Below are 26,782 nucleotides of genomic sequence, written 5' to 3'. Positions count from 1 at the left end.
TGAATAATGCATGTATTCATCTTAACTTTTATGGTTGTTTCCAAAATATTATTGCCACCCCAACATTCAGTAGACCATACGGCACCCACACTTTGCACACCAACTGAAATAAATACACTATATCAATATCCAAACAACCAATTTCAATCGTTTCGTGATGAGGACGAATTTTATCAGCAACTTAATCGTACAATTTACGAGGAATATCCCCATGCTTCATGGAATATTCGGCAGAAAATGGCCTTTAGAGATATAGCAGAGGCAACAGAAAATTTTTTTTTACAAACCAATAGTAAACAAGAAACAATAGACCTCTCTCAACATACTTTTGTTCATCCCAATCGACAAGTTTATTTTTTAGCATCCTTTCAGCACAATACCGATGAGACCTATCGAAAATTTCTAGTCATCGACGCTGAAACACAAACAGTATTACTTGGTCAATCCCAATTTCAAGAGAAGACCAAGGACCTTTAATTCATTGTATGCATCGCATCTAGATTCTAGTAGTCATTTCAAAAAAATAGAAAAATTTTTTTAAAAGCTTGCCTTGAATAGTAGATCTATTCAAAGCAAGCTTTCTTTTATATGCTCTTTTGTTTGATGGCTTCTGTCATTTCCTCTATTAATTGGGGCACTGAATATTCAACAGTGGCTTGTTGTCCATGTCTACGGACAGATACATTTTGATTGGTAGCCTCACGATCACCGATAACAAGGATATACGGTATTTTATGCAATTGTGCCTCCCGAATCTTTTTACCGAGCTTTTCCTGACGATCATCAATTTGCACCCGAATTTGTTCATGTTGTAGGGCTTTTACTACTTGCTTGGCATAGTCTCGATGTGCATCAGCTACTGCTATGACTTGCACTTGTTGTGGTGCAAGCCAAATGGGGAACACCCCTCCAAAATGCTCAATGAGAATACCTAGGAAACGATCAATGGAACCAAACACCGCCCGATGGATGACAACCGGTCGAACTTTTTCATTGTGTTCATTAATATATGTTAAATCGAATTTCTCAGGTAGCTGGAAATCGAGTTGTACTGTGGCACACTGATGACTTCGTTGAATGGCATCTTTAATATGAATGTCGATTTTCGGTCCGTAAAAAGCCCCATCCCCCTCATTAATCGTATAGTCGATGCCTAAATTAGTCAGAACATTTTCAAGCGCCTCTTCTGCCTGATCCCATAACGATAATTCTCCCATATAGTCATCTGGACGTGTCGATAATTCTACCGTATATCGGAAACCAAATACGTTGTACACCTCATCTATTATTTTTAGAGCCAAAGCAATTTCATCCTCAATTTGCTGCGGTGTCGCAAAAATATGTGCATCATCCTGACAAAATGACCTAACCCGTAACAACCCATTCAACGCACCGCTAAATTCATGGCGATGCACTTGCCCGAATTCCGCCATTCGTATCGGTAAATCTCTGTAAGAATGTAGGTTATTTTTGAAGATGAGCATATGTCCTGGACAGTTCATCGGCTTTAAGGCAAAGCTTTGATCATCCACCTGCGTAAAGTACATATTGTCTTTATAGTGATCCCAATGACCTGACTGTTCCCATAAACGCTGATTCATCATTAGAGGTGTCCGTACTTCTCGATAGTCATATTTTGCTTGTAAATTTCGCAAATAGGATTCCAGCTCATTCCGTAAAATTTGACCATTTGCTAAATAAAAGGGCATTCCCGGCGCTTCCTCTGAAAACATAAACAACGACAGTTCTTTGCCTAGTTTACGATGATTTCGCTTTTCTGCTTCGTCTAAAAACACGAAGTATTGGTGAAGTTCTTCTTTTGTTGCGAAGGCAACCCCATAAATACGTTGTAGCATCTGATTGTCGCTATCGCCTCTCCAATACGCACCCGATACATGCATTAATCGGAAATGTTGTAATTTCCCCGTAGACGGAACATGGGAACCTCGACATAAATCATAAAATTCCCCCTGCTTATAAATCGTCACGGTTTCATCAGCGGGAATAGACTCCAACAGTTCCAGCTTTAACGCATCATGAGCAAAAAGCTCCTTGGCTTCATTCCGTGAAACCTCTCGTCGCTTAATCTGTACATTTTCCCGCACAATTTGTTTCATCGTTTTTTCAATTTGTTGTAAATCACTTGGTGTCAGTGTATCAGCAATGTCTATATCATAATAAAAGCCGTTTTCAATCACGGGTCCTACCCCAAACTGTGCATGGGGGTATAGCCGTTTGACAGCCTGTGCTAACAAATGGGCCGTTGAATGACGAATAACCTCAATCCCTTCCTTAGAGCTTGCATCATACAATGTAATTTGAGCATCTTCCATAATCGGGCGCGTCAAATCAAAGATGGTTCCATTGACACTCCCCGCTACTGCCTTTTTGCGAAGTTCAGGACGAATCGCTTGGGCAATTTCGGTTAGTGTCACGCCTTTTGTAAATGCTTGCTGTTGACCATCTGGAAATTGAATGTGAATAACTTGATTTGACATGTTCTCGACTCCTTTAATTTTTTTCAATTTTGCTCTGGTGTCATAGAAATCCTGATTATGCATACAATTCGAAAATCTATGGCCCTGTCAGAGACATGAACCTCATTCAGCTTTAGAATGGGGATCAAAATAAAAAAACACATCTCCGCCCCTACATAGGGACGAGTATGTGTTCATTACCCGTGGTTCCACCCAAATTCCCACTAGTAAATTGACTAGTGGCTCATTGATTTTGCTGTAACGTTGCAAAAGACGGTGCAAGTTTCCAAGCACAGCTCCAAGGTAGTAAGAAGGGATCACAACATTAGGAAGCTTGCAGCGAATGCCTCCCTCTCTGAAAATGGTTGATCGAATCTCTTGTCCTTATCATTGCTCATTTCATTTTTGTATGAAATTGTTAATTACTATAACGAATCCTGTTTTTTTTGTCAAACATTGAAATAAAAAAATGGTCCATTTAAATGACCACAGTTGTTCTGGCCGAGTTTCATAACGCTTACATTTTTTCAACTTACATTACAGCGCCTCATACACGATATCCCTATAACAAATGGAACAATGAGACCAAAAATCCAATATCGAATTATTATCATTCGTTAATTATTTTTTATTTCTAAAGTCTCATTTTCGGATAGCCATTGCATATGAATAATTGGCTTAGCATTCCGTTTAAAAAACTTCTCACTTTCTTTTTTCGTAAAGGAATAATACCCCTCTTTATTTAATTGCACATCCATTATATTGTGAGATTCCTTTTCCCCTTCAATGGTGATTTGTAATGGTCCTAAATCACCCTTCTCATCAAGATAATATAAGCGTAATCCTTGATCAGAATTACTATGGTAGATTGCTTTCCAATGTTCACTTTTGGCGATATAATGCACTTCCTGCTCATCGCTCTGACAAGCTGTTAACAGAAGTAGTAAAATCATTGGCACTATCCATTTCTTCATTCTTTATTCCCCCTAACAATGCATGGTGACAGTCAATCCTGTTGGTTTTTCTTCAAACACATCTTTGTATTCTGTAAAGATAAAGCTGAATCCTTGTATGTCATTCGGTAATGGCGGTGTCACTACATATCTATTACTTACATGCCCATCTGAGCCACTTGCTCCCTCATGTTGGCATTTGTAATGATGGTCTATAAATAACCCTAAATAATTACGGTTTAATCTTTGACGAATATCTTGATAGGAATCTTCCTCATAATCCCAGTCAATCAAAAGCTGTAAGACACTTGCATTTTCGTATTGGCGAACATAGGAAATCGTATAGATTCGATCTCCCACTTCCTGTGATTGTAATACCGGAATATATTGACGAAATCCGACTGGCTCGACACGTGATTGATAGTGTTTTTCTGATTTGATCACACTGAAAATCATGGCTAAATATGTGTCATCGAGGCCATATTTTTGCGCCCATTCCTTCATCATTTCATCTGTTGGGCTATCTTTTGTATGAGCAGAGAGCTCTTTCCGTTGAAATAAGAGCGCACATATTTGCTCATCTATTGCCAATCGTTTTTGGTGTGTGCTTGGCATTTCGTTCATCTACATCCTCCTCCATCCTACAAATCCCTCTTCTTTCTATACGTTATTCCCATCATTTAGTTCCATAATCAGCCTAATTTTACTTTTTAGCACTAATAAAAAAAGCTACCCAATTTGGATAGCTTTTTTCAAGTTAATTAATGACAACCTCATTGTGCCAGCTAGTGGAATCTGATAATTGATATGTAATCATATTGGCTGTGACGGCAAGGATGACACCTGCTCTAGATGATCTATGGGAAATATCAGGATTTTCCAATACTAGAACAGCATAGCCTTCACCTCGCCCTTTATCATCAATTGCATTGGGTGCATGAATCTCAAAGGTTGAGTAGGACTGATTTTTTGTTGCATAAAGTAGTCTCTCCTCACGATACACACCATTCTCCTTTAGATTATAGCTAACAGGCATCCACCCATCAGACCATTCAACACTGCCAAGGATTTGACGTTTCCTACTAGCAAGTTTGCCGATAGAATACGTAAAATATATTTTCATTATGGCTTGATCTAATTCATTTTTTCCTTCTGAGGTGGCTGTTACTTCAAGCATAATTTCATTCTTCGAAAATTTTTTCATTAACACTAAAGCCACAGTGATAACACAGATAAATAGTACTATACCCATGATGATAATTGCCATTAGGTCCCTCCTAGTATCACGATTGCTGTTACTATAATATTACCATGATTTAGGAGGAATTAGTGCTTTTCAGCAAACAATCTTAGGAAATGACACAGGCATAAATGATAAGACAAAATTAGCGTCTCGTCTGTCTATTGACCTTGTTGAAGTTCTGCCGTTAGGGTAAAAGGTATTCGTAAATATTCGTATTGAATCTTCACCTTTTTGATGTCGGCTGCATTGACTTGAACCGCGTAATGCTGTGGCTGTTTACCAATTGCTTGTTGATCTATGTATGAACGAGGTAAAACTTTAACTTGCGTTAATTTATGAAATGACATATTGGTATTTCCCTCTAGTTTTGTTTCGACCTCAAATGGTTCAGACTTACTAATGACAAGCTCAGCACTGTCAGGAAGTTTTTCATTGACAAGTAGTTGCTTAAGCTTAATTTCACGTAATCCTTTATTTTCAATCGCAATGATCTTTACCGCTTCATTGCCCTGTTTACTTGTGTAACTTTGAATGACAAGCGGTGGATTACTCTTAAGATAAATCATAAATGCGGCGCCCACCACAAGCACACTTAGTAATAATGTAAATACTATTTTTTTCATATGTTCCCTCTCTTTCCACTTTCCCAGTATAACAAAAAACAACCTGACTTTTTAGAAGTCAAGTTGTTTTTGTAGTCGTAACTCATCTCGTATCACAATGCCATCATTGCCGATAAGTGGGATGGAAGGCTTATAGGCTCTTGCCTTTTCCACCGCTTTAGTCAATATTTCGATGATGTAATACCCCCGTTTTTGATAGAATTTTAAGGCATGTAAATTATCGTTCGTTGTAATAAGTGTAATGCTTGTACAACCGTGATCCACAGCAATTTGTTCTACTGCTTGTACAAGCGCTGATCCGATACCTTTACCTTCTTCAAGACTATCGAGAGAAATGATTTCACAGTCTTGCTTATGAATTATGTAAGTAACAAGCCCTATCATCTCTTGACGGTCATTGACAAAAGCAAAGCCCTCTAATTGACTACAGTCATAGATCCCACTTGAAATGACCATTTCAGTAGTTCCCCAATGCTCCTTAAAAAAATAAAGCACATTTTGTTGCGGTAATTGTTGAATTTCAATGATCGTCATGTCTGAACTCCTCGTTAAATGGATAGATGAAAAACACCTGCAATGGCCTTTTGAATGCCTAAGAAAACCGCCCAGGAAAGAATACCTAGACCAATAGCGAAGACAATATGAACAGAGGATTTCATAGCCATGTAAATAACCAACAGCATGCACATGGTTGCCGGTAAACCAACAATGACACCAACTGTAAAGCGTTGAATATGTTCACTCGATTCACTTTGAACCGTCAGCCAAATGATACTTAAAATACTCACTAAAGGTAATGCCGCAATGACCCCGCCATAGGAAGGAAATCTTCGGGCCACTTCTGTGACCACACCAATAATTGCTGCAGAGCTAAGAATTTTAAACAATGTATACACTATTTCGCCACCTCACTTAGACGTCGGAATGCCTGTAGGATGGCCTGTTGTTCCTGTTCTGTTAGCTGATTAAGCGCATGCTCGAGCTTCTCTTCATCTAATTCTGAGTTTTTCTTCAGTACTTGTAAGCCTTCTACTGTCAAATGAAGAATAACCTTACGTTGATCGTCGCTCGCACGTTCTTTTGACACCCAGGCATGTCGCTCTAATTTTTTCACATGCTCTGACGCTGTATTAGGAGAGATATTTAGTAACCCTGCAATATCGCGTACTGTTACCTCTTCTTCCTTTTGGATCATCTGTAAAATCCGCACGCTTTGGTGAGAAATCACATCTTCATGTGTTGTATGTAGATGATAAAAGATCGTAGTAAAATACTCATTTATATTTGTAATCATGTTGGTATCCCTTCTATATGTCGTTGAATACGATTATATCGTAAACGCCGATATATTAAAAGTACTCCCCATAAAGTTTATATTTTCAGATAATTTACTAGAGCAAAAATGACAAATGAAGTCTTTGAGAATACCCAACTTAGAAATTTATGATGATTCAAGTTAACAAAAATACGCTATTTCATTTTATAAAAATCTAATTTTTTGCACATCTATTGCTACTTGTTGACATGGATGTTCGACATTATTATTACTCTATTCTGAATTTAACTGAGGGCATTCTATGTTATACTTTCTGTATTTTAGTAGACGGCACTATCATGGTGTTAGCACTGTGACAAAGCCAATCCAACCAGGTATCATTACAGCTCTGCTGATTTTGACATTGATTAACATGGGCATGCAAATGAAAAATATGAAAATTTCGTTAATGAGTGCGCTAGTTGTCTATGCTATTATGTTTTCTGGCAAATACTTTTTGTCGATGTTCGCCTAACAAGCAAAAGGGCTATCTTTTGACAGCCCATTTTGCATTATTTACCTTAGCCCTATCTGTCATAGACTAGCTTTTGATGATTCTCACATAAACACCCTTCTCAAACTTTTTAATCGCACGGGTATTTATTTCTTTTACATAGTCTGATAAATCGCTCGCCTTATACAATTGCCGGTGATGATACACGCTCGGATCAATCAAACGTACTTTTTGTCGACTATGAATATCAAAGTTCTCTACATCCTCAATCACTTCTACCTTTTCATGAAGCTGCTGTAATAAACGTTGAATTTCCTCATCATTTGATGCTTTTATCTGTTCCCATACCGCTTCATCATCTTTCTGAAAATCGACCATGGATAGAATTCCTTTTGCTACGGCGAGCCGTAGGACATGTGCTAGCTTATTCGTTGCGTAAATATTGATTGGTTCCATGAAAAAATCTATCACTTCTTGATAATACGTTTTCACAAACCATTCTGCACTATCGATCGTTTTCACACATAGCTTCCCTCGATAAACGAAGACATCCTCTAGAAATAGTTGAATTTCTTCGAATGAGGCTTCTCCATAGTGAAACATATCTCTTAATGTATAATCTACTCGATCTGCACATAGTTCTGGTGCTGGCTGCTCCAGCAAAGACCATCTCGTTATATCAAATAAAATTTTCTCCATGTCATAACCGTATTTGCTAAGAATTCCAGGAATTGCAGAAGGATGGATAACGTCTAGCAATATCGTATCATGATAATCTTCCTCTGTATTTTTAAGGACCACATCTACTACATGCGAAAATGCGGTATGAGAAACATCATGTAATAACCCCGCAATTTGTTCCTCCAATGATCCTCCATATCGTCTAATCAGCAGCATAACACCTAATGAATGCTCATATCTCGTAATGTCCCATTGACGATTCACCAAATAGCCAGCTCCTGCTTGATGAATTCCTTTTAATCGTTGAACAGGCGCTGACTGGATAAGTTCCTCTAGCACACCATCTATTTCGAATTCTCCATATAAAGCGTCTTTAATGAGCATTTATCTCTCTACCTCTGTATAGTTCGATATGACAAAAACACCACCACAATGCGAGATTGGATAAAATTGTAGCTGACAACGATCCTGCAAGCTAGTTTTTAGCTCCTCATGGACAAAATAAAACTCATCATCATCCCAATAGCCTTTGCTATCCTGACGGCATTGTTCTAGCTGCTCTCTTGTTTGAAAGGCAACATCGCCTATTAAAATTTTTCCATTGGGTGTTAGTTGCTGTAATAATTGCGTGATATACGTAACCTTCTGCTCATCAGTAAAATGATGTAGGGCATACGTACTAACAATCGCATCATATTGTTTGTTCATCAGTGTTGCAGGTAGACCATTCGATAAATCCCATTCGAGTAAGTTAGCCTGTGGCATTTTTGCCTGTGCAATAGCCATCATCTTCGAAGAAAAATCAAAGCCATCGATCTTGTGCCCATGCTCATAAAGTTTAGCTGTTAAAACACCTGTCCCAAAGCCAATATCTAATACAGTCGATGCCGGAACTTGCATGACCTCATTAAAAATTTTATTTAAAATGTCTTTATAGCCCGCAAATGGGTATTGCTGATTTTCTTCACTAAGTTGAACGGTTTGGTCATAGCCATCCGCCCATAGATCAAAACCTTGTTGATTTAATAGCATAGTACCTCCTAAATTGAATAAATTCTCCAAGCATTGTTTCGTTGACTATTCATTTTCTGTATCATCACAATTCCTCCTTTATTAACCAATTCATTCAATTATAGCAATCTTTTATCTATCGAACAATTCAGAAAATATATAGGGCAATTAGCAAATATTATACTTTTGTTGAATTTCTCTAAGCTCTTGTTCAGCTGTAGATACTTCTTCCTGTGCTACTGGCTCATGCGCATTAACACTCTGTGCGGATGCAAAAGTTAAATACTGAAATATTAATTACCGAAATATTCCTATATTCCATTTTTTATGAAATAATAATTATATTGAGTAGTTAAAATATAAAAAGGAGATGGCTTAATGCAAGTTACAAATAAAAAGGGGTTATTATGGATTAGCATTATCATGACTTTATTGTCCATTTTCTTTGTATCTTATGGTACCAATAAATTTGGAGCCCCTTTTCAATTTATAAGTTACATATGTGAGAATGAGTTATCATCTGTATTTTCTTTATTTACCAAAAATGGTATTACTTCAATTCAATTTAATATACTTTATTTCTTTATAGATGTTACTCTTATTTACTATATTCTTTTTTATGGTAGAAAAATAATTAGTTTATTAAAAATAAGTAAACAATCCTAAATTTCTCTTAAGAAGTTCTAGATTTCAAGACCAACGGGCTGTTATATAGATTATGAGCATAATAAAATTTACATTAATAAACAATTGCACTTTGATGTGAAAACTAAAACATTTTCATTCAGTCTTCCAAAAAATAAAAAATCGCGCACTATCAATTATTTAAGGTATAAACGATCTCAACTATATAAATTTACATGTTAGACATAACTTCGCTCCATATGCCATAGTTAATGAAGTAAGTTTCAAAGGCATTGGGTCATATGCATGTTTAAATACTTATCACTACTTCACTGGTCATTTGACTATTGAAAATCAAGCGTAACATTTGATAAAATTAAAAAATCAAGATAATTCACTTTTTAGACTAAAAATAAAAAACTTATATAAATCAACAATCCTTAAGGGAGGGATCGAAATGTCCGCATTCACTTGTAATGCATGCTCTAGAACGGCTTCTGAGGTCAAAGAGGTCTAAATTAAGTTATAACCATAACAGAAATTGAATGATCTCTTAGGCCAAATGCTTTTAAAATTAGCCTATAAAACAGGAGAGATTTCAAATGGAAAAACAAACAATTCAGCCGTTCTTAACGGTCGCAAACTATCACTTACTGGAACAGCAATTGAGTAAAATTTTACATGCCCTTACCACAACAAAGGACAAAAGTGTCATTCTTGCAGTAAGAGGTCTTGTCGAAACGGAAATTACTTCCAAATTAGAGTTATCCACTGAGGAAACACAGCTTGTTGAACAGCTTTTCACCGTCACAGATCGTGCGCAGGGCGATGCCTTGTTAGAGCAGTTAAAGCCTTATGTCATACCGTTTAAGCCAGTAACAGCTAGCACGCTCAAATCATTGTTTAAAAAGGAGAAAAAGCTGAAGCTACCTAATTTAGATGAACTTGATTTTCAACAAATTTGTTACCTAGCATGGGATGATGTTGGGACACATCGAAAATACGTTGTCCTCGAACAAGACGATAAACTACAAGGGATTAAAGGTGTATTTTCCAACAATACTGTTCGCGGTATTTGCGCCATCTGTAATCGTCATTCAGATGTTGGCTTATTTACCACTTCCATTAAAGGGCAAGTAGTTGGTACATTTACCAACCATAGTAATTATATTTGTGCAAATAGCCAAACATGTAACGAGCATGTATCAGATATGAATAGAACACGCGAATTTTTCCAACGAATAACCCAAAAATAAACGAAACAAGGCAGAAATGTTGTGTAGGCAACATTTCTGCCTTTTTAATGGCTAGCGCAATTTGACTATTGTAGTGGCATAGCTTGAAGGAAAAATGACACTATTCCCCTCCCGCATCCTGCTTGGAAAAACTTCAGCAGCAGACACAAAAAATCACCTCCTCTATAAAGAAGCTATAGGAGGAAGGTGATTTACATCAAACTCATATAAAATTATTATGCTATAGGTCACATAAAGCTTTATTACATATCGGCACTACGTTTAGCGTGACTCTTTTGGTGGCTGGCATACATCACATTTTCTTTGATGTTTATTTTTAAATTTAGTAAATGTTTTTTCAAAGTTACTACCACATGCACATTTAAAGAGTAACTTTTGAGAAAACCCGTGATATTCCGTCGATAGCAACTTACTTTCCGAATTGTTCTCAACAAATTCTTTAATTTTACCAATCGTCCAACGTTTATTCATTTTCTTACACCTCCATACTTTCTCGTTCTGCGGAGGCTTTTCTTGGCATCCGTTCAAGGTCTTAATTAACTTAAGCTCCTCATTATAACATGAGCTGGCACACAAAAAAACAGATGGAAGCTATCTTATTCAACGTTCATATTCGGAAATGCGTTCTTTTTTTGGAATAGCTAAAATCATTTAAGTTAGATGTAGTAATGGAAGATACAAAAAGAATTAACGGATTCGAGCCTTACGGAATCCATCGAATATATTGATGGCTACAGATAAAATAAATATGATGATTCCTCCGCTAACTACCCAAATTTCAAATTGCTTCGTTGTTGTGGTAAATAATTTACTCATGTGAGTTATAAATTCTTGGTTCATGACATTCGGATTACTTATTATCACAATAAAGACAACCGTTGATAAAAGCTCAAGAATAGCATTAAAGATGGCTATTTTTTTCGTCCATTGTCTTTTGAATAATTTGTAGAGTGCTAACCCAATTTCAAGTGCGATCACAACTACTATAATTGGCCAATAACGAAGGAATACCTCCTGATTAAATGCTGGGGTTACGAATTCAAGTCCATTTCTCCCGCCTTCATAGATTCCTAAAAGGTGATTGGCATTAAAATAAAGAGTTGCCCAAATCGCCGTCCACATTAAATAGCCAAATACTTCAAGCTTCGTAATCGCCTTTTTCTTAGGAATATAAATGACGTTTTTCAAATCTTCAGGGGTCCATTTTTTAAGACTCGTTGACAATGGATGCTGGTCTTTTTCTTTATCCGTTCGTTCAACAATAACAAATACAAGCGTTAGCCAAAAAAAGACGTGGATTCCTACTTCGATGATTCTAAATATTCCTTCACCTAAAAGTTTGAGGACAGCATTGATAACCTCTTCTTCTCCACCAAAACCAATAAAATATTCAGCTACCATCGAGATTAACGCAATGACAGCGGCAATTGGTAAGATCATTTTTAATAATGATAAATATACATCAAAGTAGCGTGGGCCAATTAAATGCATAGGTTGATCTCGATAACCACTCGCTAATTCTGCTGGATTCCCTAATTTTTCAAGAACATCCTTTACATCATCATCCCTGTAATCATCAGACAACATATCGCTAATTGTTGAGCGTAACTCCAGTGCGATATCCTCACGATTTTTTTCGGGCAACCTCCGTGTAACCTCTTGAATATAAATATCAATCAGATTCATCTTTATCCTCATCCCCTTTTAATAACTCATAGAGTTGTTTTGAATTATGAATCCATTCACTTTTTAATTGCAAAAAGATTTCTAATCCATATTCACTTAATACATAGTACTTTCGTGGTCTACTCTCAGATGTATCCCAGCTGCTCGTCACTAAATCCTGTTTTTCTAATCGGCGAAGCAATGGATATAGGGTGCTTTGATCAATGTTAATGCCCGAATCTTCCAATAACTGAACAAGGGAATACCCATACTGGGGTGTTCGTAATTGACTTAAAACGGCTAATGTCAGCGTTCCTCTCCTAAGTTCTGTCGATAATGAATTCAGTAGTGTACTCATTCACCCACCTCAATTTTATATACTATATGACATACAGTGTACAATTTATACTATGTATCGTACACTATTGTTGTTACAATAACAAGCTAAATTAAATAATATTGTTGCTTTGAAATAAAGTTAGAGCAAAAAGCTCCAAACCCTTATTTTATGTTAAATAAAAAGAATCCCTTTTGAAAAAAGATTGATCAAAAGGGATTCTTATCTAGAGTTTTAAGTTAGGTTTTATAAAAAAGTTGGATTATTTTCCATCTGTGTTGCTCAAAATCCCGCCCAATTGTTGAAGAAACGGGATAAATAGTTAGGTTTCTTTTCGCACTTCTTATATTAGTTTATAGGCAGCACTATCCATCACAACACGAATTAAACTATTGAACAATTTTTGTTGAGAAGAATTTTGCCAATCCTCTTCATATTCAGCCATTAACCACATTACTTCATCGAGAAAGACGTGCTGTTTCGCCTTGTCCCAATAACCTTTTTCATGATCAGTTAAAACAATATATTCTTTATAGCCTTTTAAAAATAATGCCCATTCATCTATTGTAAAAATCTGGTCTGGTGCTTCTTCATGTTCATTATGAAAAAGTAGTAATGCCAAAGCTAGGTCAAAGATCCTTGGTATCCAAGCAGCGTTATCCGGATCAATTAGATATGGTTCAGGGATTAAAACCAAATTATTCGCTTTAAAATCATGCGGCGTAGAAACATGTGGTAATCCTGCATGGTAGAGTTCCTGTTGACTTGCAACACTTTCTAGTAATTTTGTTTTTAACCCTGTATCAATTTCAACTCCAGCCTTGTCAGCATGTTGTATAATTGCTTCCATACTCTCTTCTACTTCTAGTTCATTAAAATCAAAAACATCGTAGTCAAGTAGATTATAGGCATTTGAAGAAGGTGAAAAACTATGAATTTGTCCTAACAGCTTTCCAGCTTCATAGATTTCTTTTTCTTTGCCTGAGTATTTCTTGCCTTCTATAAATGGATAAACAACAAAATTTGTATCCTCATACTTTTGTGGGTTATTTACTTGTAACTTAACTGGTGTTACAACATTTATCCCTTTATCTTTTAGCATAGTAATATAAGACATAACATTCTTTGCTCTTCTTTGCGTACGTTTTACAACAACATCCTTATCACCATATTTTACTCGATATACTGGTGAATATGGATAAATGCTTTTAGGCTCTTCACTAACTTCAAATCCAAATATAGTTAAAATCTCTTTTCCATTCATCATTTTTAACCACCTATTAATTTTTTCTAAAGCATCCGATTGCTGAGGTTAAAAGCATGAAAGCTGCAAGATAATATCTCAGGTAACCCTTTTAAAATTTTAGCATAAATATCCAATTCATTCTGATATTATTCCATGAAATGGACCTATTCATGAAGAAAGACGCTCGTCATTATAGAAAAGCGCCCGATTGTTGAAGATTGTTTTCAACTAAAGCCCCTGTAATTGAAGTATAGAAACGATTAAATATTACAGGTTTAAAGCGTAAAATTTACTGGTTTTTATTCAGCTAACTCTTAATAATTTTGAAAAGTACTTTAGTAGACATGTTTCTATATTTACATAAAAAGCTGTATACAATATTCAAACGAAATTCCAACAAATGTTGGTTTAACAGCATTTCTTGGATTTCGGTTTCTTTCCAAACTTTGATTTGGGAACGTTATTTAGATTTATTTTGCATACTAATAATATATTTACTGATTACTAGGGATTGTGGCAGTCTTCGAAATACTTATCTTCCATGAAATAATTGTGGTACTGTCTCTAACATTATTTTCTCGGATGTCTCGTAACATTTTCCAAATACTACGCTCATCATCTAGGTTATTAACTGCATTATAAATATCTATCACGTTTGCATAGGGTTCATTCGGGCATTCCATTATTCCATCGGTTGTAAGGAATAAATGATTTTCTCCTTTTCTTAATTCTCTTCTTCCAACTGTATAGCAAGGAACTTCTTGTTCAAAAGTATTAACCTGTCCTATCCATTCATAAAATTGCCTTTGATTCAATTGATATTGGCCTAATGCAGCTAATTGTGGATGAAACAAACAAAGAATACAATCTCCAACCGAAAACCACCATACATATTTATCTTTCCTGACTACAATTAAGCAAGCTGTTTCTCCCTTAATTTTTCGACAACTAGATAGGAAATACGCCGATTGAAACATACTTAAAATCTTACTTTCTATCATATTGAAAAATTGTATATTTACAGGTGAGGACAATAAATTTTTGATGGCACATTTTTCTTTATTGAACTGCTCTAAAATAATTTTAGCGCTCTCTGCTGTATTATGTGCATCAAGGAGAATCACGAACTCCCAATTTTCTTTAATGTTATGCCAAACTAAGCAACCATCTTCATTCTTATATTGCCCTGCATTAGAATTACCACCGTAACGACTAACTAGAATATGATTTAGTTGAAGAATATTTGGGTTGTCTACGAAGTTTTCTTGGCTACCGATCCAACTAAAATCGTTACTATTATTATTCATATGGATTACCATCTAAATATGTTTTAAGACGATTACAAAGCGCTATAATAGCATTATTATCGCCCATTGGAGCATCTTTCCAATCGTAAACTTCAGATGGTCCCCAGTATTCTTTTGGCGTGTTTGGATAACGAGCTACTAGATGCATATGAAGATGTGGGACTGAATTTCCTGAAACAAACGAGTAAATGTGTTCAGCATTTTCTGACTCTGTTAGAGCTTTACTAATTCGAGCCATAATAACTCCAAACGCTTTTGCTTCTTCCATTGTCATATCGGCAAGTGTGGGAGCGTGTCTTTTTAAATCAATCATAATATGCCCAAGATAGTTTGGATTACCATTTCTATCAATATGTCCAACAAAAACATATTCGTCCTCGTAAATCATTACCCCTGCGGTATGAATATTTCCAGCGTGTTTATTACAAATAAAACAATCATTCATAAAATTTCTCCCCTTTCGGTTAACACATTGAAAGTTAATATTTATAGCTGTAAATATTATTGTAATAACCTATTACATTCGAAATCTTCGGTCACTTTTTTTAACTTCTCTCACAATAGTTTCATGGCTCACCCACCTAAAAATAAAAAAACTCCGCCTCAAAAAAGAGACGAAGTTACATTCGCGGTACCACTCTAATTGATTAATTAAACATTAATCCACTTAAGCTATAACGGTAGCTGCCGTTTATACTTACTTTAGTTCAGCATAAATACTCATGGACGAGTTCAGAAATTTATTGACTGTTTTGCACCATCCAACAGCTCTCTATACAATAATTGTTCCCTACTACTTCCAATCATTGACTTATATATTGATTTAAATCATATTAAATACTGAAAATTTTGTCAATGAAAAATTTCCATATCATCGTTTTAGAACCTTTCGTTAAAGAATGTTATTCAAAAATTTGGCCCTTTATGAGAAGTTATTGAAGAAACAATGCCAAAAGAATCCCCGTCAACAACCCCAAATTCAGCGATTGACTAACACCGATGAGAGCTCCGCCAATCCCGATGCTCAAACCCGGAATAAATGCATCAGTAAACAGGAGACTGGTGGATATTTCTCCCTCTTCACCTGATTTAGCGTGTTGCAACGCAATCGCTCCAGTGGCAGGATGTGCTAAACTGATACCAAATCCAGTAAATAGCTGTGAGATTACTGCAAAAATGATTCCTCCCTGTGAAAGATTAACAGCCAGTATTACCATAATAACTCCAGTAATCATAATCCCTAGTCCCACCGATACCCGTTTCTTTCGCCCATTTCCATTGTCTTTAGCATCAAGTTTTGACTGTAGCCAAACCGCAGTTGACCAACTTAATGCACCTGCGGCCACAATTAATCCAGCCAAATCTGCAGGAAGCATTTTCACTTCTGTCAAAGTCAATACAACATAACTTTCTTTCGCTCTTGAGGCAATCGTAGCAGGCAAACCTCTTCTGGCACTTAAGGTACACTCCGGCAGCAACTTTTGGAAAGGCTGCATCATGATAAATAATCCTACTACCGAAAGCATAATCCCTTTCCAATCGGTTATGAAACTTAGCCCAACTAGCAATAATAGCCCTCCACCTTTGATTGTGGAAGGCAAATAAAACCCTTTTTATTTACGATAAAAACGATTAGCTAGAACTATTCACCAATAGACTTTGCTGTGCTTTCGAATTTTACTTATATGATAGACGCAAGTTCAACTATTCTAATTCTACAAATATACGATACAGCCTCTTGCCTCTAATTCGTCTAACCAGTTCGGGATTTTTAATTCATGATTCCACCTTAAATCTAGTCGTTCTAAGCTTTCCATTGCTAATAGTGATTCAGGTAATTCCGTTAAATCATTACTTCGTAGATCTAATTCTAATAGATTTTTCAAATGACCAATCGATGCTGGCAATGTTTTCAATTTATTTTGTCTTACATTTAAGCGTCTTAATTTTATACATTTATGTATTGAATCAGGTACTTCCTGTAATTGATTTTCTTCTAACTCCAATACCCGTAATAATGCTAGTTCTCCGATTTTTTCAGGCAAAAAGGTCATGCTATTTTTTTTCAAATGTAATTCTCTTAAATTCGTTAATCTACTCAAACTTTCTGGCAACTCCGTTAAACGATTATTCATTATTCGCAGTTCTACCAGTTTATTTAGATTCCCAATTTCCTCTGGTAGTTCACTCAACAGATTATCACTTAAGTTTAAATATCTTACTTTTGTAAGCTGACCAATTTCTGGAGGAATCGATTGCAATTGATTATTATGAAAGTATAAATAGTCCTCCATATTCACTAAATGACCAATTTCAGGGGGAATGAGGTCAATATTATTATGCCCTGCATCTAACATTCTCAGTTTTTTTAAGTTCGTGATTTCTGCTGGCAATTTGTTAATTTTATTGACTGAAATATTCAGTATTTCTATATTCGTCATTTCAAAGATTTCTGTAGGTATTTCCCTCAAATCGTTATCAAATAGATTTAAATTCTTTATTCCCTTTATTTGGGATTCCTCAAAATCAGGTAAAGTTTTTAAATTCATCTGTGCTAAGTTAATTTTCATGTTTATCTTCTCCATAATTTAATTTTGAAGCTAATGTAAAGAGAGTTTTGGACGATAATAGGATATGTATGGTAAATACTAAAAAATTAGGAAGGTGGAAACTTTTTATGATAACATCAAGAAACTCATCAACTATGCAATATTTAATGACTCGTCGATCTTATAAACATGGTCTCACACAACAAAAACAAAACAACCAAAACAGTAACGACATTAACCGCACTTCTAAAGAGAAACAAGAGAGAATCGATAATGTGAATAAAATTATTGAAAGCAGCAAATCCTCTAAACTCACAACTAAACAAATTGACACGCTTAAAAATGCGGCTAAGGATGGTTTGTTGGGCTCTAATATTAATAAATTAGGTCCATTAGCCAAACATAATCTCCAAAATATTTTATCAAAATCTACGTACATCTCCACACAAAAAGCTTATCGAAATTCCATCTAATCGCATAACCATACAAACACCCACCCTCTAAATCTTTTAGAGGGTGTTTTAACATTGGGAAATACTTAAATAAAGTGTTGCACAATAGTCCCTTTACCGTTATATGATTCTATTTCTGCATAAGCTCCGTTAATGAAAGTGATTTGCGGTGGCACATGACCACAATCAATGTCATAGATAATAGGAATTTGTAGCTCCTCGGAAAGTTCTTGATACACATCTTCAATTGTATAATTTCCAACGGATGTATTAGCAGCACTTCTACCAAACAGAATACCTGAACAATCATTAAACCATCCAGCTAATTTCATTTGTACAAGGGTTCTGCGTAGATCAGTCGTGGATAATTCGCAGTTTTCAAAGTACCATATAATAGATTCACCTTGAATATGCGTTTCTTGAAAGCTTTGAACATCACCGAATTTCGTTCCAATCAAATGTCGGATAGTATCTATACATCCACCAAGTAAACGCCCTTGAATTTTCACCCTCTCCACTGATGTAGATTGCCATTTCGTTTTTTCCGTAAAATTAAAAACATAAGGCGTAGGGTTATCGAACTGCCATTCCTTTTGATATTGGTCTGACGAATGCTGTACGATAGATTCTCCTTTTTTTAAGGATAAAACTGATTGCCACATGGCCGTTGTATCATCAGAATACTCTCCTCTTAAATCTATTAAGTTCGTTCCATGTGCAGTAGCGATACCCGCTGTTAATGTAATTGCCAACAATAATAGACTAATATCTGAGTACCCTAATATCCATTTTGGCTGAATATTGGAGAAATCAATATATTCAAGTATTTCAATAAGAAGCTCCCCACCCCATGGAGGAATAATAATATCGATATCATCATTAGCCATCATGTGATGAAGCTCTTCGGCACGCTTAATAGCCGGGGCAGACTTTGCCTTATCTTGAGTCCAAGCAGTTTCTCCACAAATGACTCTAAACCCCTTATTTTCCATACGAATGCAGGCTGTTTTCAATAAATCATGAAGTTCAATGGGTACACCAGAAGAAGGTGCTGTAACGCCAATGGTCATGTCCTCTTTTAAAAATGGATATTTGATCAAATGAATCACCCCTTAATTTTGTATCATTTTAACACAAAGTGTATCCTGTTTTTTAACATTTTTAGAACGTAATTCATTTCTATAGAGCCATATGCTTATTAAAGTTCACCTTTTTAAAGTGATAATTGGATTCCCACCAAATTTTGTATCTGTAAAGGCATTAATATAACAAGTTTATTTCCTCTTTTTTAAAATGAAGAGTTGTTCTCTATATGCTAGCAATCATTTCACTGCAAAATGACTTTCCCTGTACAACCTTATTTCCTCGGTTATCCGTTCATACGCTATTATTTCATACACTGCCATAATCTATATTTCCCTAATCAACTGGGTTACTCACCTAGGAAATAAGAAAAAATTTCCCGGGTAAGCGCAGGAACTGACATTATCGATTCATATTACAGCACTAAGCGACTGATTTCAGCAATCTTCTATTTACATGAAATGAATAGGAATTTTATCGACGAAATATTACTATTAATTTTTTCAAAAGAAAGCATTGATTAGATGAATAGCATCTCTCCTATCTATAACTTTACATATTCTAGATGATCGAAAGGAGGGATTTATAATGGGTACAACCTATAATTTATCATTCGCACTAATTGTTGTCCTATTCATACTATTAATTATTGTCGGCACTAGGCGCTAGCTTTGCTCAAAATAAATGTCGGGCAATAATTAATAGTCTTCATATACCCTCCCTTCTTCGAGGTAAAATAATCATAACATCCTTTTCTATGTTTACCATAAAAGGGTCGCCCCTAAAAATCACGTGTTATCTTTAGAAAATGGCGAGAACGGAAATGGGCTGTTAGCTAAGTGGGAAAGATTTGTATACAACAAGGGGAAAGCTCTTTTTAAATGTGCTAAATAATTTTACTAGTTATTAGCTGTTCTTTTATTGAACAGCTCTTTTTTTGATTTTCATTCTTCTCTTTCTTCGATTCCACTCACTCAATTTCATCAAAAGGCAGAAACGTGCTTAATACTTCGTTTCTGCCTTTTGTTTTAGTCATTTCTGTTTTTCTTCATTGCTTCAGCCACTGCAGAAGCATGTGGATCGTCTTCTTTATAAAGCTCTTTAATAATATTTGCGTAATCCGTACTATTTCGATTTTGACTTAATTTATAGGCAGCCTGAACCTCTTCTACTTTAATTTTAAATCCTTTTATTCCTTTTATTTCTTTTTGTAACATTTCAGGAGGTAGCTTTTCCCACAAGACAGGATTTTCACGGAATTTCTCATATTTTTCAAGTAATTTCGATAAATCCTGTTCTAATTCCGTACCTTCCATAATACTTGCTTTCCCATAAATATGAACGGATTGATAATTCCAAGTTGGTACATTTTCTTGTTCATACCAAGACGAAGAAATATAAGCATGTGGACCATTAAATATAGTTAATAGTTGATCCGTCTCCTCGAAAGTTTTCCATAAAGGATTGCCGTAAGCTAAGTGACCTGTGAGGTAATGGTCATCCTGATCTTGATTAAGCAGTAATGGAACATGGGATGCTACCGGTCTCCCCTTACTTATCGCCACAATTGTCGCAAATGAATTCATTTTAATAAATTCTTTAATTTCTTTCATATCTGTTATTTTATAATACTTTGGAATAAACATTTAACCCCTCCTATTTACAATCATTGTGAAACAAAAAATAATGATCCTCTTAATTTGTTTACAGTTTCTCTTCCACAATGTAATTTGATTATAAGAGGTTGATTGCACCTGTTAACAGAGCCAAATATATAATTTTGGAAGGAGCCAGTGAAACATATGATTGAAATAACCCCCATATTAAACAATGAAGAACCACTTTATTTTCAGTTATACACATATTTAAAAGTTGAAATTCAAAATGGAAACATTGTAGCTAAAACCAAGCTGCCCTCTCAACGAAGTCTAGCAAATCACTTAAACATTAGTCGTAATACTGTAGATACGGCCTATCAACAACTCCTTGCAGAGGGTTACGTGGTAAGTAAGGAACGACAAGGGCTTTATGTTGTAGAACTCGAGAAGCATTATTTTCAGAATTCTTTTTTAGAATCAGCTGAGATGATGCCCCAAAAATTTAACCAAGTAAAAGATAGCTCTGCCATTAAGCTTGATTTTAAATATGGAGATATTAATGTAAAAGATTTTCCCTATAAAATTTGGCGTAAATTGAGTATGCACAGCCTTCATGAAGAACAGAGTCACCTTTTTATGTATGGAGATGCACAAGGTGAGCTTGAATTAAGACAATGTATTGCAACCTATCTTTATGAAGCTAGAGGCGTTAAATGTTCAGCAGATCAAATTGTCATAGGTGCTGGTTTACAGTATCTTTTAGGCGTGTTGTGTAACATAATTGGGAGAAACGAGCTTTATGGAATGGAAGATCCAGGATATCATCGAGTTCGCTATCTATTTAAAGATCATCATATAAAGATGAAACCCATACCATTAGATGAAAAAGGAATAAGTATTACCCATTTAAGAAACAGTCAAATAAAAGCTATTTACGTCACTCCTTCCCATCAATTCCCAATAGGTCATGTTATGCCTATTTCAAGAAGACTAGAATTGTTAGAGTGGGCCAAAGAAGAGAATGCCTATATTATAGAGGATGACTATGATGGTGAATTTAGATATGCTGGTAAACCAATACCCGCACTTCAAGGATTGGATTCATTTGATCATGTAATTTATATGGGGACCTTTTCTAAATCCTTAATTCCATCCATCAAAATAAGCTATATGGTACTACCTAAGAATTTAATAAATGTATATTGTAAAAACAGTTATTATGTTCAAACTGTATCGAGATTACATCAATATACATTACAGCTATTTATGAAAAGTGGCCATTGGGAGAGACATCTCAATAAATCGAGAAATAGTTATAAGAAAAAATATGAAGCCCTCATAAAAGCCATCCACCATCTATTGGGCGATAAAGTGAAAATCTATGGGGACAGTGGTGGTCTGCATTTACTACTAGAGCCCCATAATAATATGACTGAGGAAGAACTTATTGAAAAGGCAAAAATCGAAGGAGTAAAAGTATATCCAACTTCCATTTTTTACGCTAATCCTTCAGAAGAATTGTCTGCAAAAGTAATGATTGGGTTTGCAAACTTAGATGAAGAAGAGATTTATAAAGGTATTGAGCTATTGAATAAAGCTTGGTATTTATGTTAGGGAAAATTGAGTGTTTTTTCTAAAGGTTTTTGGTTACATGGACTTTTCATATATTGTAGGAGATTATATGTCGTACCTCCATTCCCCTCCCTCCCCTTTACTGCATTGTAGAAATACATTTTTCTATGCGGATTTATATGGATGCTTGATTAAAACTGCTCTAAAAAGGTAGACGATTTCGGGGAAAGGGCAAGGGATTGATTAGAGCTTGGTTAATAAGAATGAAACCAATAAAAAACTACACATGTTACCTCAGCATTGGCTCATACCATAACATGTGTAGTTTCTTTTTATTGTTTGACTATTCTTTCTGTTGCAGTCGCTTCAATTTCTCCAATCGCCCAATGTGTAGAAGGGACATCACTAAATGTAGACGTTGTGATTCCTTTTTGAGCTGGTCGTTCAAATAATTGGTTGAGTACTTTTAAGGCTTGCGTCCTTGTTAAGGAACCGTCTGGATTAAATGTCGTTTCACTATTCCCCGTCATAATCCTCCATCTACTTGCTTGATCGATTGCATTTGCAGCCCAAAAATGGGACAAAACGTCTGTAAATGTTGGGTGATTTGCAGAGGCATGGCAAATTGCTTTTGATGGATCTTGTGCACATAGAGTTTTGGTCCAATGCACCACTACACTAGCCATTTCTGCGCGTGTAATTGAAGTGAGTCAAAGCCACCAATTAATTGCCATACTTGTTCAGGTGCAGCTGAAATTTTAATAGAAGTAATAGTATTTGCCATTTTCTTTACTCTCCATTTTATTTAAAATCGATTGGTAGTGGAGCATTAGGTGCAATCAATTTTTGTTCGCGCATTTCTTCCAAGAATGCTGCTGGGATTATTGTTTTCAATGCAGCTTGGTCTTCTGTAATTCGCTCTGGCTTACTTGCACCAGGAATGACAGCAGCAACAGCAGGGTTCGCCAATGAAAATTGTAAAGCAGCTGACTTAATGCTGATTTGATGACGATCTGCAATACTTTTGATTCTTTCCACTTTCTCAATAATTTCAGGAGAAGCTTTTTGATATTCGAAGTGAGTACCGCCAGCCAGTACACCTGAACTGTATGGGCCCCCAACGACTATGTCCATGTTATTTTTTTGGGCTGTCGGCATTACTCGTTGTAGCGCACGTTCGTGGTCTAATAGTGTATAACGACCTGCTAGTAAGGAAACATCTGGCTTTACTTCTTCCAAATCCAGTAGTAATTCAATTGGTTCTACTCGATTTACTCCAAGTCCCCCCCTTAATTACTCCTTCTTCACGTAATTGAGTGAGCACACGGAAAGCACCTGTACGAGCTATTTCAAATTGTAACAACCATTCATCTCCATAAAAATCTTGCACTACATCATGAATATAAACGAAATCTATACGATCTGTTTGTAAGCGTTTCAAGCTATCCTCGATAGAGTGAAGGGTTGCATCAGCGCTATAATCGGCCGAATTCAAAAAGTCCCCCTTTTTCACCTAAATCACGTGCAGATGGATCTTCCAACTCATCCGAAATAATTCGACCTACCTTTGTACTTAAAACGTACTCATCACGATTTCTTTTCGATAAAGCTTCACCAAGACGAATCTCAGCTAAACCAGAGCCATAAAGTGGAGCTGTGTCAAAGTAACGTATACCATTCTCCCAAGCAGCATCTACAGTTGCAATCGCTTCCTCTTCTGGGATGTTACGGTACATATTACATATTACCTAGCGGCGCTATACCAAAACCTACTTTTCCTTGCAGTAAATTTCTCATATAAAAACCTCCTAAGATTTGTATCTGTATTGAATAGTTATTAGTCATTTGATCTTTAACTGATCCATTAAAAAATGTCATTTTATCAATCTGACAAATTGATTATGCATCACCAAAAAACAAATTGCATGATATGACATGATATGGAATATTAGAAAATGAAGTTTGGTAGGTATATCTTTTCACTATTATTATAAGAATAAAATGAAAGTCACTCATTACCTTTCAAATGAGTGACTTTTGTGTATTATTTACGATCTTCTACATATTTCATGACACAAGTTAATGCGTTATGTGGTTTAAATTTATCATCAGAGTAGCTAGTTCAATGTGATTGCAAATTCTGAGTTCGGCGCACCCGCAAATACAACCGTTCCGTTCTTCGGCAGCTTTACTTTGTTATTGCCGCTCACAACAGTAAAATTGACGCATAGTCCTTCCTCATCATACACTGCGAAAGAACTCTTGGCTGGCATCGACACAGTGATCGTTTTCCCTGCTGCCGCTTGCGGGATCGTAAACCATTCCGCATGCCCATTTGCTTGTAGCTTCACTTTGGATGATTGATCTGCATCAAGTGATTTTAGGTTGGATTCACTGACATATAACAATCCGCCCATCTCCATATAATCATTACCGTCTTCCTTATAAAAACGAGCTTCCGTCGTATCACGACCTGCCATTACAGGAATCTGAAGCTCATGCGCAGCCGTGTTTGGACCTGTAATTTTTCTGCCATTCCAATAGCCATCTAGACCTTCATTACGATTAATTTGTGTTGTCAGCATCATTGGTAGGAGATATAGAGCAGAACTATATTTTTCGTTTACGAGATAATACTTAACCCCTTCCCTTTGTGCCCATGCGACAGTCGTTTCCTTCGATAGCATATTGTCTTCTAGTTTCTCGGCTAAATATTGAGTAACCGCAACTTGCCCTAAACCTGGTAACGATATAAATGAGCTCTCCACTAAATATGTTCGGTTATTCTTTTCTTTGATGAAGTAGAGCTTGGAAGTGCCTGTTTCATGAATGAAGCTTCCATCCGCAGTATATACATATTTTTCTTCTGAATTACCGGGTAAAATTAGTTCTCCATTCTTCGTAATTTCTATGTTGAAGTGACTAAAACTATTGCCGTATAAACCCGCTTTCTTTGCTATGTCTTGAGGCATCTTGGCCTTGACTGGCTTGCCAAAGGATTTGTTCGGCTTGATATCCTTTATTACGCCCTTTTCTTTAAGCGCAGCGAGCAGTATTTCTGTCGCCATCATTTGATTTGTAGAGCTACTACCGCCAGATGACAACACAGCTACTGCCATCTTCTGTTCAGGAAGTACGACCAGTGAAGCATGTTGAAGTCCCGTGTCGCCACCTTTAGCCAGGCCCTTTATCCCATACTCACTGAATGGATATAGTTTCACACTATCCCAGCCAAGACCATAGTTGACTATACTATCTCCATCCCCTGGCCACATTCCTTTTTTATATTCCTCTTGCTCCATTGCCTTGACTGCCTTATCAGAGAGAATTCCTTTTCCCTGTCCCATAAATATTTGTGAGAATCGCACCATATCTTCTGCTGTGGATGATATTCCTCCCGTTCCAATCACATTCACCGATTCAGCAGGAAGCTGCCCTTCGTACGTTGGAAAATAAAGCCCAGCAAACTTGTCGTTTTCCCCTATGTCCTGTGGTGTTTTCGTATGATTGAGCTTTAAGGGTTCCGTAAACTGCTGATGTATAAATTCGGTAAAGCTCATTCCACTTACTTTTTCTACCATAATCTCAGCCAACGTAAAGCCGTCGTTACAGTATACCGAGAATTCACCAGGGTCCGCTTTTAAGCTCTGGTTGGACAATTGTTGCAACAAGTTATCATGGGCATAGGTATCATTATCTTCAAATAAAAAACTATTGCCATACCCAGTACCTTGTAAGCCAGATGAGTGGTTCAACAGCATACGTGGCGTAATGCGTTTGTAACGCTCGTCTTTCATCTGAAAATCAGGAACATAATGAACGACTGGAACATCTAAATCAACTTTTCCTTCGTCGACCAATTTCATCACAGCCGCCGTTGTATAGATTTTACTAACTGAGCCAATCCCGTATAGGGTATTTTTAGTCAGCGGCTGTTTCCCTTCCATGTCGTTCTTGCCTGTTTGATCCGACAAAATGACTTTGCCATTATCAATTATCGCATACTGCACACTAGTCGTCTCATAGGACTGAGTGAGTAAATTTGCCTTCTCTGCTGCAATTTTTTTCAATTCACGGCTAGCAACTTCTTGGCTAACTACAACCGTAGTCTGATTGTCTGAAACTGCCATAACCCCTGTTGGTAGGCTCATCGTTAACGCTAATGTAGCAGCTAATACTCCAGATAATTTAATTTTCATAAAAAAATTTCCTCCTTAGTGAAGTAATTAATTTTAAGCATACATTTCTTAGGAAAAAGAAATATTTACTATAAATAGAATATCGTAGTATACTATGTTCGTAAATACAATGATAGACTTATCCCCTTTCAGGCTTA

General features: G+C 36.2%; 28 protein-coding genes, 3 pseudogenes and 1 other annotated feature. Of the genes and pseudogenes, 7 read left to right on the top strand and 24 right to left on the bottom strand.

Annotated features, from left to right (window positions below; all coding sequences use genetic code 11):
* Positions 1-6: 6 nt before the first annotated feature.
* On the top strand, positions 7-477 hold the full coding sequence (locus MKY88_RS10515; RefSeq protein ID WP_328203463.1) for a hypothetical protein: 471 nt from the start codon (positions 7-9) through the stop codon (positions 475-477).
* Between the two features lie 107 nt (positions 478-584).
* Here MKY88_RS10515 and thrS read toward each other — a convergent pair whose 3' ends face one another.
* The 8 genes from thrS to MKY88_RS10475 form a co-directional block, all read right to left on the bottom strand.
* Positions 585-2,498, bottom strand: coding sequence for a threonine--tRNA ligase (gene thrS, locus MKY88_RS10510; protein ID WP_328203460.1), 1,914 nt, complete (start codon positions 2,496-2,498; stop codon positions 585-587).
* A 596-nt stretch (positions 2,499-3,094) separates the two neighbouring features.
* Positions 3,095-3,451, bottom strand: a complete 357-nt coding sequence (locus MKY88_RS10505) for a hypothetical protein (RefSeq protein WP_328203458.1) — start codon at positions 3,449-3,451, stop codon at positions 3,095-3,097.
* A 12-nt stretch (positions 3,452-3,463) separates the two neighbouring features.
* Positions 3,464-4,054: a hypothetical protein gene (locus MKY88_RS10500; protein ID WP_328203455.1), complete on the bottom strand. Its 591-nt coding sequence runs from the start codon at positions 4,052-4,054 to the stop codon at positions 3,464-3,466.
* Positions 4,055-4,187: 133 nt separating this feature from the next.
* Complete coding sequence (locus MKY88_RS10495) at positions 4,188-4,697, bottom strand: hypothetical protein (protein WP_340813575.1); 510 nt, start codon at positions 4,695-4,697, stop codon at positions 4,188-4,190.
* Positions 4,698-4,831: 134 nt separating this feature from the next.
* Entirely contained in the window at positions 4,832-5,296 is a 465-nt protein-coding gene (locus tag MKY88_RS10490) for a hypothetical protein (RefSeq protein WP_328203453.1), read from the bottom strand.
* Between the two features lie 51 nt (positions 5,297-5,347).
* The gene (locus MKY88_RS10485) at positions 5,348-5,830 is read right to left on the bottom strand and encodes a GNAT family N-acetyltransferase (protein WP_328203450.1); all 483 of its coding nucleotides are present in this window, start codon (positions 5,828-5,830) and stop codon (positions 5,348-5,350) included.
* A 14-nt stretch (positions 5,831-5,844) separates the two neighbouring features.
* Positions 5,845-6,192: a DUF3147 family protein gene (locus tag MKY88_RS10480; protein ID WP_258268584.1), complete on the bottom strand. Its 348-nt coding sequence runs from the start codon at positions 6,190-6,192 to the stop codon at positions 5,845-5,847.
* Positions 6,192-6,590, bottom strand: a complete 399-nt coding sequence (locus MKY88_RS10475) for a MarR family winged helix-turn-helix transcriptional regulator (RefSeq protein ID WP_069481167.1) — start codon at positions 6,588-6,590, stop codon at positions 6,192-6,194. The genes MKY88_RS10480 and MKY88_RS10475 overlap by 1 nt, the downstream gene beginning before the upstream one ends.
* A 334-nt stretch (positions 6,591-6,924) precedes the next feature.
* Between MKY88_RS10475 and MKY88_RS10470 the strand changes: the two genes are divergently transcribed.
* On the top strand, positions 6,925-7,086 hold the full coding sequence (locus tag MKY88_RS10470; RefSeq protein WP_340813574.1) for a hypothetical protein: 162 nt from the start codon (positions 6,925-6,927) through the stop codon (positions 7,084-7,086).
* 66 nt (positions 7,087-7,152) lie between these two features.
* Here the strand turns inward: MKY88_RS10470 and MKY88_RS10465 are convergent, their stop codons facing one another.
* Entirely contained in the window at positions 7,153-8,130 is a 978-nt protein-coding gene (locus MKY88_RS10465; RefSeq protein WP_340813573.1) for an HD domain-containing protein, read from the bottom strand.
* Positions 8,131-8,778 (bottom strand): class I SAM-dependent methyltransferase, encoded by a 648-nt coding sequence (locus tag MKY88_RS10460; protein WP_258268581.1) that lies wholly within the window; start codon positions 8,776-8,778, stop codon positions 8,131-8,133.
* Between the two features lie 357 nt (positions 8,779-9,135).
* Between MKY88_RS10460 and MKY88_RS10455 the strand changes: the two genes are divergently transcribed.
* Together MKY88_RS10455 and MKY88_RS10450 are read left to right on the top strand one after the other, a co-directional pair.
* Entirely contained in the window at positions 9,136-9,423 is a 288-nt protein-coding gene (locus tag MKY88_RS10455; RefSeq protein ID WP_340813572.1) for a hypothetical protein, read from the top strand.
* Between the two features lie 560 nt (positions 9,424-9,983).
* Positions 9,984-10,637, top strand: coding sequence for a FusB/FusC family EF-G-binding protein (locus tag MKY88_RS10450; protein ID WP_340813571.1), 654 nt, complete (start codon positions 9,984-9,986; stop codon positions 10,635-10,637).
* A gap of 261 nt (positions 10,638-10,898) precedes the next feature.
* Here the strand turns inward: MKY88_RS10450 and MKY88_RS10445 are convergent, their stop codons facing one another.
* From MKY88_RS10445 to MKY88_RS10410, 8 genes and pseudogenes are all read right to left on the bottom strand, one after another.
* Positions 10,899-11,108, bottom strand: a complete 210-nt coding sequence (locus MKY88_RS10445; protein WP_025117169.1) for a hypothetical protein — start codon at positions 11,106-11,108, stop codon at positions 10,899-10,901.
* Between the two features lie 216 nt (positions 11,109-11,324).
* Positions 11,325-12,323, bottom strand: coding sequence for an HAAS signaling domain-containing protein (locus MKY88_RS10440; RefSeq protein ID WP_340813570.1), 999 nt, complete (start codon positions 12,321-12,323; stop codon positions 11,325-11,327).
* Complete coding sequence (locus MKY88_RS10435) at positions 12,310-12,660, bottom strand: PadR family transcriptional regulator (RefSeq protein WP_069481161.1); 351 nt, start codon at positions 12,658-12,660, stop codon at positions 12,310-12,312. The genes MKY88_RS10440 and MKY88_RS10435 overlap by 14 nt, the downstream gene beginning before the upstream one ends.
* A 322-nt stretch (positions 12,661-12,982) precedes the next feature.
* A complete protein-coding gene (locus MKY88_RS10430; RefSeq protein WP_340813569.1) occupies positions 12,983-13,906 on the bottom strand; it encodes a phosphotransferase in 924 nt (307 codons plus the stop codon).
* A gap of 473 nt (positions 13,907-14,379) precedes the next feature.
* Complete coding sequence (locus MKY88_RS10425; RefSeq protein ID WP_328203435.1) at positions 14,380-15,192, bottom strand: protein phosphatase 2C domain-containing protein; 813 nt, start codon at positions 15,190-15,192, stop codon at positions 14,380-14,382.
* Positions 15,185-15,637, bottom strand: a complete 453-nt coding sequence (locus tag MKY88_RS10420) for an HIT family protein (RefSeq protein WP_328203432.1) — start codon at positions 15,635-15,637, stop codon at positions 15,185-15,187. The genes MKY88_RS10425 and MKY88_RS10420 overlap by 8 nt, the downstream gene beginning before the upstream one ends.
* Positions 15,638-15,799: 162 nt before the next feature.
* Positions 15,800-16,008: a binding site (T-box leader), on the bottom strand.
* A gap of 116 nt (positions 16,009-16,124) precedes the next feature.
* Positions 16,125-16,763: pseudogene (locus MKY88_RS10415) on the bottom strand (MFS transporter); the annotation flags it as partial.
* A gap of 144 nt (positions 16,764-16,907) precedes the next feature.
* A complete protein-coding gene (locus MKY88_RS10410) occupies positions 16,908-17,762 on the bottom strand; it encodes a leucine-rich repeat domain-containing protein (protein WP_340813568.1) in 855 nt (284 codons plus the stop codon).
* Between the two features lie 107 nt (positions 17,763-17,869).
* Here MKY88_RS10410 and MKY88_RS10405 point away from each other — a divergent pair, with 107 nt between their 5' ends.
* Positions 17,870-18,214, top strand: a complete 345-nt coding sequence (locus MKY88_RS10405; RefSeq protein ID WP_328203430.1) for a hypothetical protein — start codon at positions 17,870-17,872, stop codon at positions 18,212-18,214.
* A gap of 65 nt (positions 18,215-18,279) precedes the next feature.
* Here MKY88_RS10405 and MKY88_RS10400 read toward each other — a convergent pair whose 3' ends face one another.
* Positions 18,280-19,293, bottom strand: coding sequence for a S66 family peptidase (locus MKY88_RS10400; RefSeq protein ID WP_340813567.1), 1,014 nt, complete (start codon positions 19,291-19,293; stop codon positions 18,280-18,282).
* Between the two features lie 571 nt (positions 19,294-19,864).
* Here MKY88_RS10400 and MKY88_RS10395 point away from each other — a divergent pair.
* The gene (locus MKY88_RS10395) at positions 19,865-19,945 is read left to right on the top strand and encodes a YjcZ family sporulation protein (protein ID WP_340814818.1); all 81 of its coding nucleotides are present in this window, start codon (positions 19,865-19,867) and stop codon (positions 19,943-19,945) included.
* A 359-nt stretch (positions 19,946-20,304) separates the two neighbouring features.
* Here MKY88_RS10395 and MKY88_RS10390 read toward each other — a convergent pair whose 3' ends face one another.
* Positions 20,305-20,922, bottom strand: coding sequence for an FMN-binding negative transcriptional regulator (locus tag MKY88_RS10390; RefSeq protein WP_340813566.1), 618 nt, complete (start codon positions 20,920-20,922; stop codon positions 20,305-20,307).
* Positions 20,923-21,078: 156 nt separating this feature from the next.
* Between MKY88_RS10390 and pdxR the strand changes: the two genes are divergently transcribed.
* Complete coding sequence (pdxR, locus tag MKY88_RS10385; protein WP_328203425.1) at positions 21,079-22,488, top strand: MocR-like pyridoxine biosynthesis transcription factor PdxR; 1,410 nt, start codon at positions 21,079-21,081, stop codon at positions 22,486-22,488.
* Positions 22,489-22,778: 290 nt separating this feature from the next.
* Here pdxR and MKY88_RS10380 read toward each other — a convergent pair whose 3' ends face one another.
* From MKY88_RS10380 to MKY88_RS10365, 4 genes and pseudogenes are all read right to left on the bottom strand, one after another.
* A complete protein-coding gene (locus MKY88_RS10380; RefSeq protein WP_328203423.1) occupies positions 22,779-23,120 on the bottom strand; it encodes an S-layer homology domain-containing protein in 342 nt (113 codons plus the stop codon).
* 29 nt (positions 23,121-23,149) lie between these two features.
* Positions 23,150-23,230 (bottom strand): annotated as a pseudogene (locus MKY88_RS10375) (SRPBCC family protein); the annotation flags it as partial.
* Between the two features lie 17 nt (positions 23,231-23,247).
* Positions 23,248-24,243: pseudogene (locus tag MKY88_RS10370) on the bottom strand (aldo/keto reductase).
* A gap of 320 nt (positions 24,244-24,563) precedes the next feature.
* Positions 24,564-26,645 carry a serine hydrolase domain-containing protein gene (locus MKY88_RS10365; RefSeq protein WP_340813562.1) on the bottom strand — a complete coding sequence of 694 codons (2,082 nt, stop codon included), beginning with the start codon at positions 26,643-26,645 and terminating at the stop codon, positions 24,564-24,566.
* Positions 26,646-26,782: the final 137 nt, after the last annotated feature.

The sequence above is a fragment of the Lysinibacillus sp. FSL R7-0073 genome (genome assembly GCF_038009065.1).
GTDB lineage: Bacteria > Bacillota > Bacilli > Bacillales_A > Planococcaceae > Lysinibacillus > Lysinibacillus fusiformis.
Note: the sequence above shows the minus strand (reverse complement) of the source record. Positions and strands in the feature narration are given on the sequence as shown.

What these genes read in the sequence shown, in the direction of transcription:
- MKY88_RS10505 (WP_328203458.1), bottom strand. Translation starts at nt 3,451, where the DNA reads ATGAAGAAATGGATAGTGCCAATGATTTTACTACTTCTGTTAACAGCT.
- MKY88_RS10440 (WP_340813570.1), bottom strand. Translation starts at nt 12,323, where the DNA reads ATGAATCTGATTGATATTTATATTCAAGAGGTTACACGGAGGTTGCCC.
- MKY88_RS10435 (WP_069481161.1), bottom strand. Translation starts at nt 12,660, where the DNA reads ATGAGTACACTACTGAATTCATTATCGACAGAACTTAGGAGAGGAACG.
- MKY88_RS10405 (WP_328203430.1), top strand. Translation starts at nt 17,870, where the DNA reads ATGATAACATCAAGAAACTCATCAACTATGCAATATTTAATGACTCGT.
- MKY88_RS10465 (WP_340813573.1), bottom strand. Translation starts at nt 8,130, where the DNA reads ATGCTCATTAAAGACGCTTTATATGGAGAATTCGAAATAGATGGTGTG.
- MKY88_RS10390 (WP_340813566.1), bottom strand. Translation starts at nt 20,922, where the DNA reads ATGTTTATTCCAAAGTATTATAAAATAACAGATATGAAAGAAATTAAA.
- MKY88_RS10515 (WP_328203463.1), top strand. Translation starts at nt 7, where the DNA reads ATGCATGTATTCATCTTAACTTTTATGGTTGTTTCCAAAATATTATTG.
- MKY88_RS10475 (WP_069481167.1), bottom strand. Translation starts at nt 6,590, where the DNA reads ATGATTACAAATATAAATGAGTATTTTACTACGATCTTTTATCATCTA.
- MKY88_RS10365 (WP_340813562.1), bottom strand. Translation starts at nt 26,645, where the DNA reads ATGAAAATTAAATTATCTGGAGTATTAGCTGCTACATTAGCGTTAACG.
- thrS (WP_328203460.1), bottom strand. Translation starts at nt 2,498, where the DNA reads ATGTCAAATCAAGTTATTCACATTCAATTTCCAGATGGTCAACAGCAA.
- MKY88_RS10490 (WP_328203453.1), bottom strand. Translation starts at nt 5,296, where the DNA reads ATGAAAAAAATAGTATTTACATTATTACTAAGTGTGCTTGTGGTGGGC.
- MKY88_RS10455 (WP_340813572.1), top strand. Translation starts at nt 9,136, where the DNA reads ATGCAAGTTACAAATAAAAAGGGGTTATTATGGATTAGCATTATCATG.
- MKY88_RS10460 (WP_258268581.1), bottom strand. Translation starts at nt 8,778, where the DNA reads ATGCTATTAAATCAACAAGGTTTTGATCTATGGGCGGATGGCTATGAC.
- MKY88_RS10450 (WP_340813571.1), top strand. Translation starts at nt 9,984, where the DNA reads ATGGAAAAACAAACAATTCAGCCGTTCTTAACGGTCGCAAACTATCAC.
- MKY88_RS10410 (WP_340813568.1), bottom strand. Translation starts at nt 17,762, where the DNA reads ATGAAAATTAACTTAGCACAGATGAATTTAAAAACTTTACCTGATTTT.
- MKY88_RS10495 (WP_340813575.1), bottom strand. Translation starts at nt 4,697, where the DNA reads ATGGCAATTATCATCATGGGTATAGTACTATTTATCTGTGTTATCACT.
- MKY88_RS10420 (WP_328203432.1), bottom strand. Translation starts at nt 15,637, where the DNA reads ATGAATGATTGTTTTATTTGTAATAAACACGCTGGAAATATTCATACC.
- MKY88_RS10395 (WP_340814818.1), top strand. Translation starts at nt 19,865, where the DNA reads ATGGGTACAACCTATAATTTATCATTCGCACTAATTGTTGTCCTATTC.
- MKY88_RS10430 (WP_340813569.1), bottom strand. Translation starts at nt 13,906, where the DNA reads ATGATGAATGGAAAAGAGATTTTAACTATATTTGGATTTGAAGTTAGT.
- MKY88_RS10445 (WP_025117169.1), bottom strand. Translation starts at nt 11,108, where the DNA reads ATGAATAAACGTTGGACGATTGGTAAAATTAAAGAATTTGTTGAGAAC.
- pdxR (WP_328203425.1), top strand. Translation starts at nt 21,079, where the DNA reads ATGATTGAAATAACCCCCATATTAAACAATGAAGAACCACTTTATTTT.
- MKY88_RS10425 (WP_328203435.1), bottom strand. Translation starts at nt 15,192, where the DNA reads ATGAATAATAATAGTAACGATTTTAGTTGGATCGGTAGCCAAGAAAAC.
- MKY88_RS10485 (WP_328203450.1), bottom strand. Translation starts at nt 5,830, where the DNA reads ATGACGATCATTGAAATTCAACAATTACCGCAACAAAATGTGCTTTAT.
- MKY88_RS10500 (WP_328203455.1), bottom strand. Translation starts at nt 4,054, where the DNA reads ATGAACGAAATGCCAAGCACACACCAAAAACGATTGGCAATAGATGAG.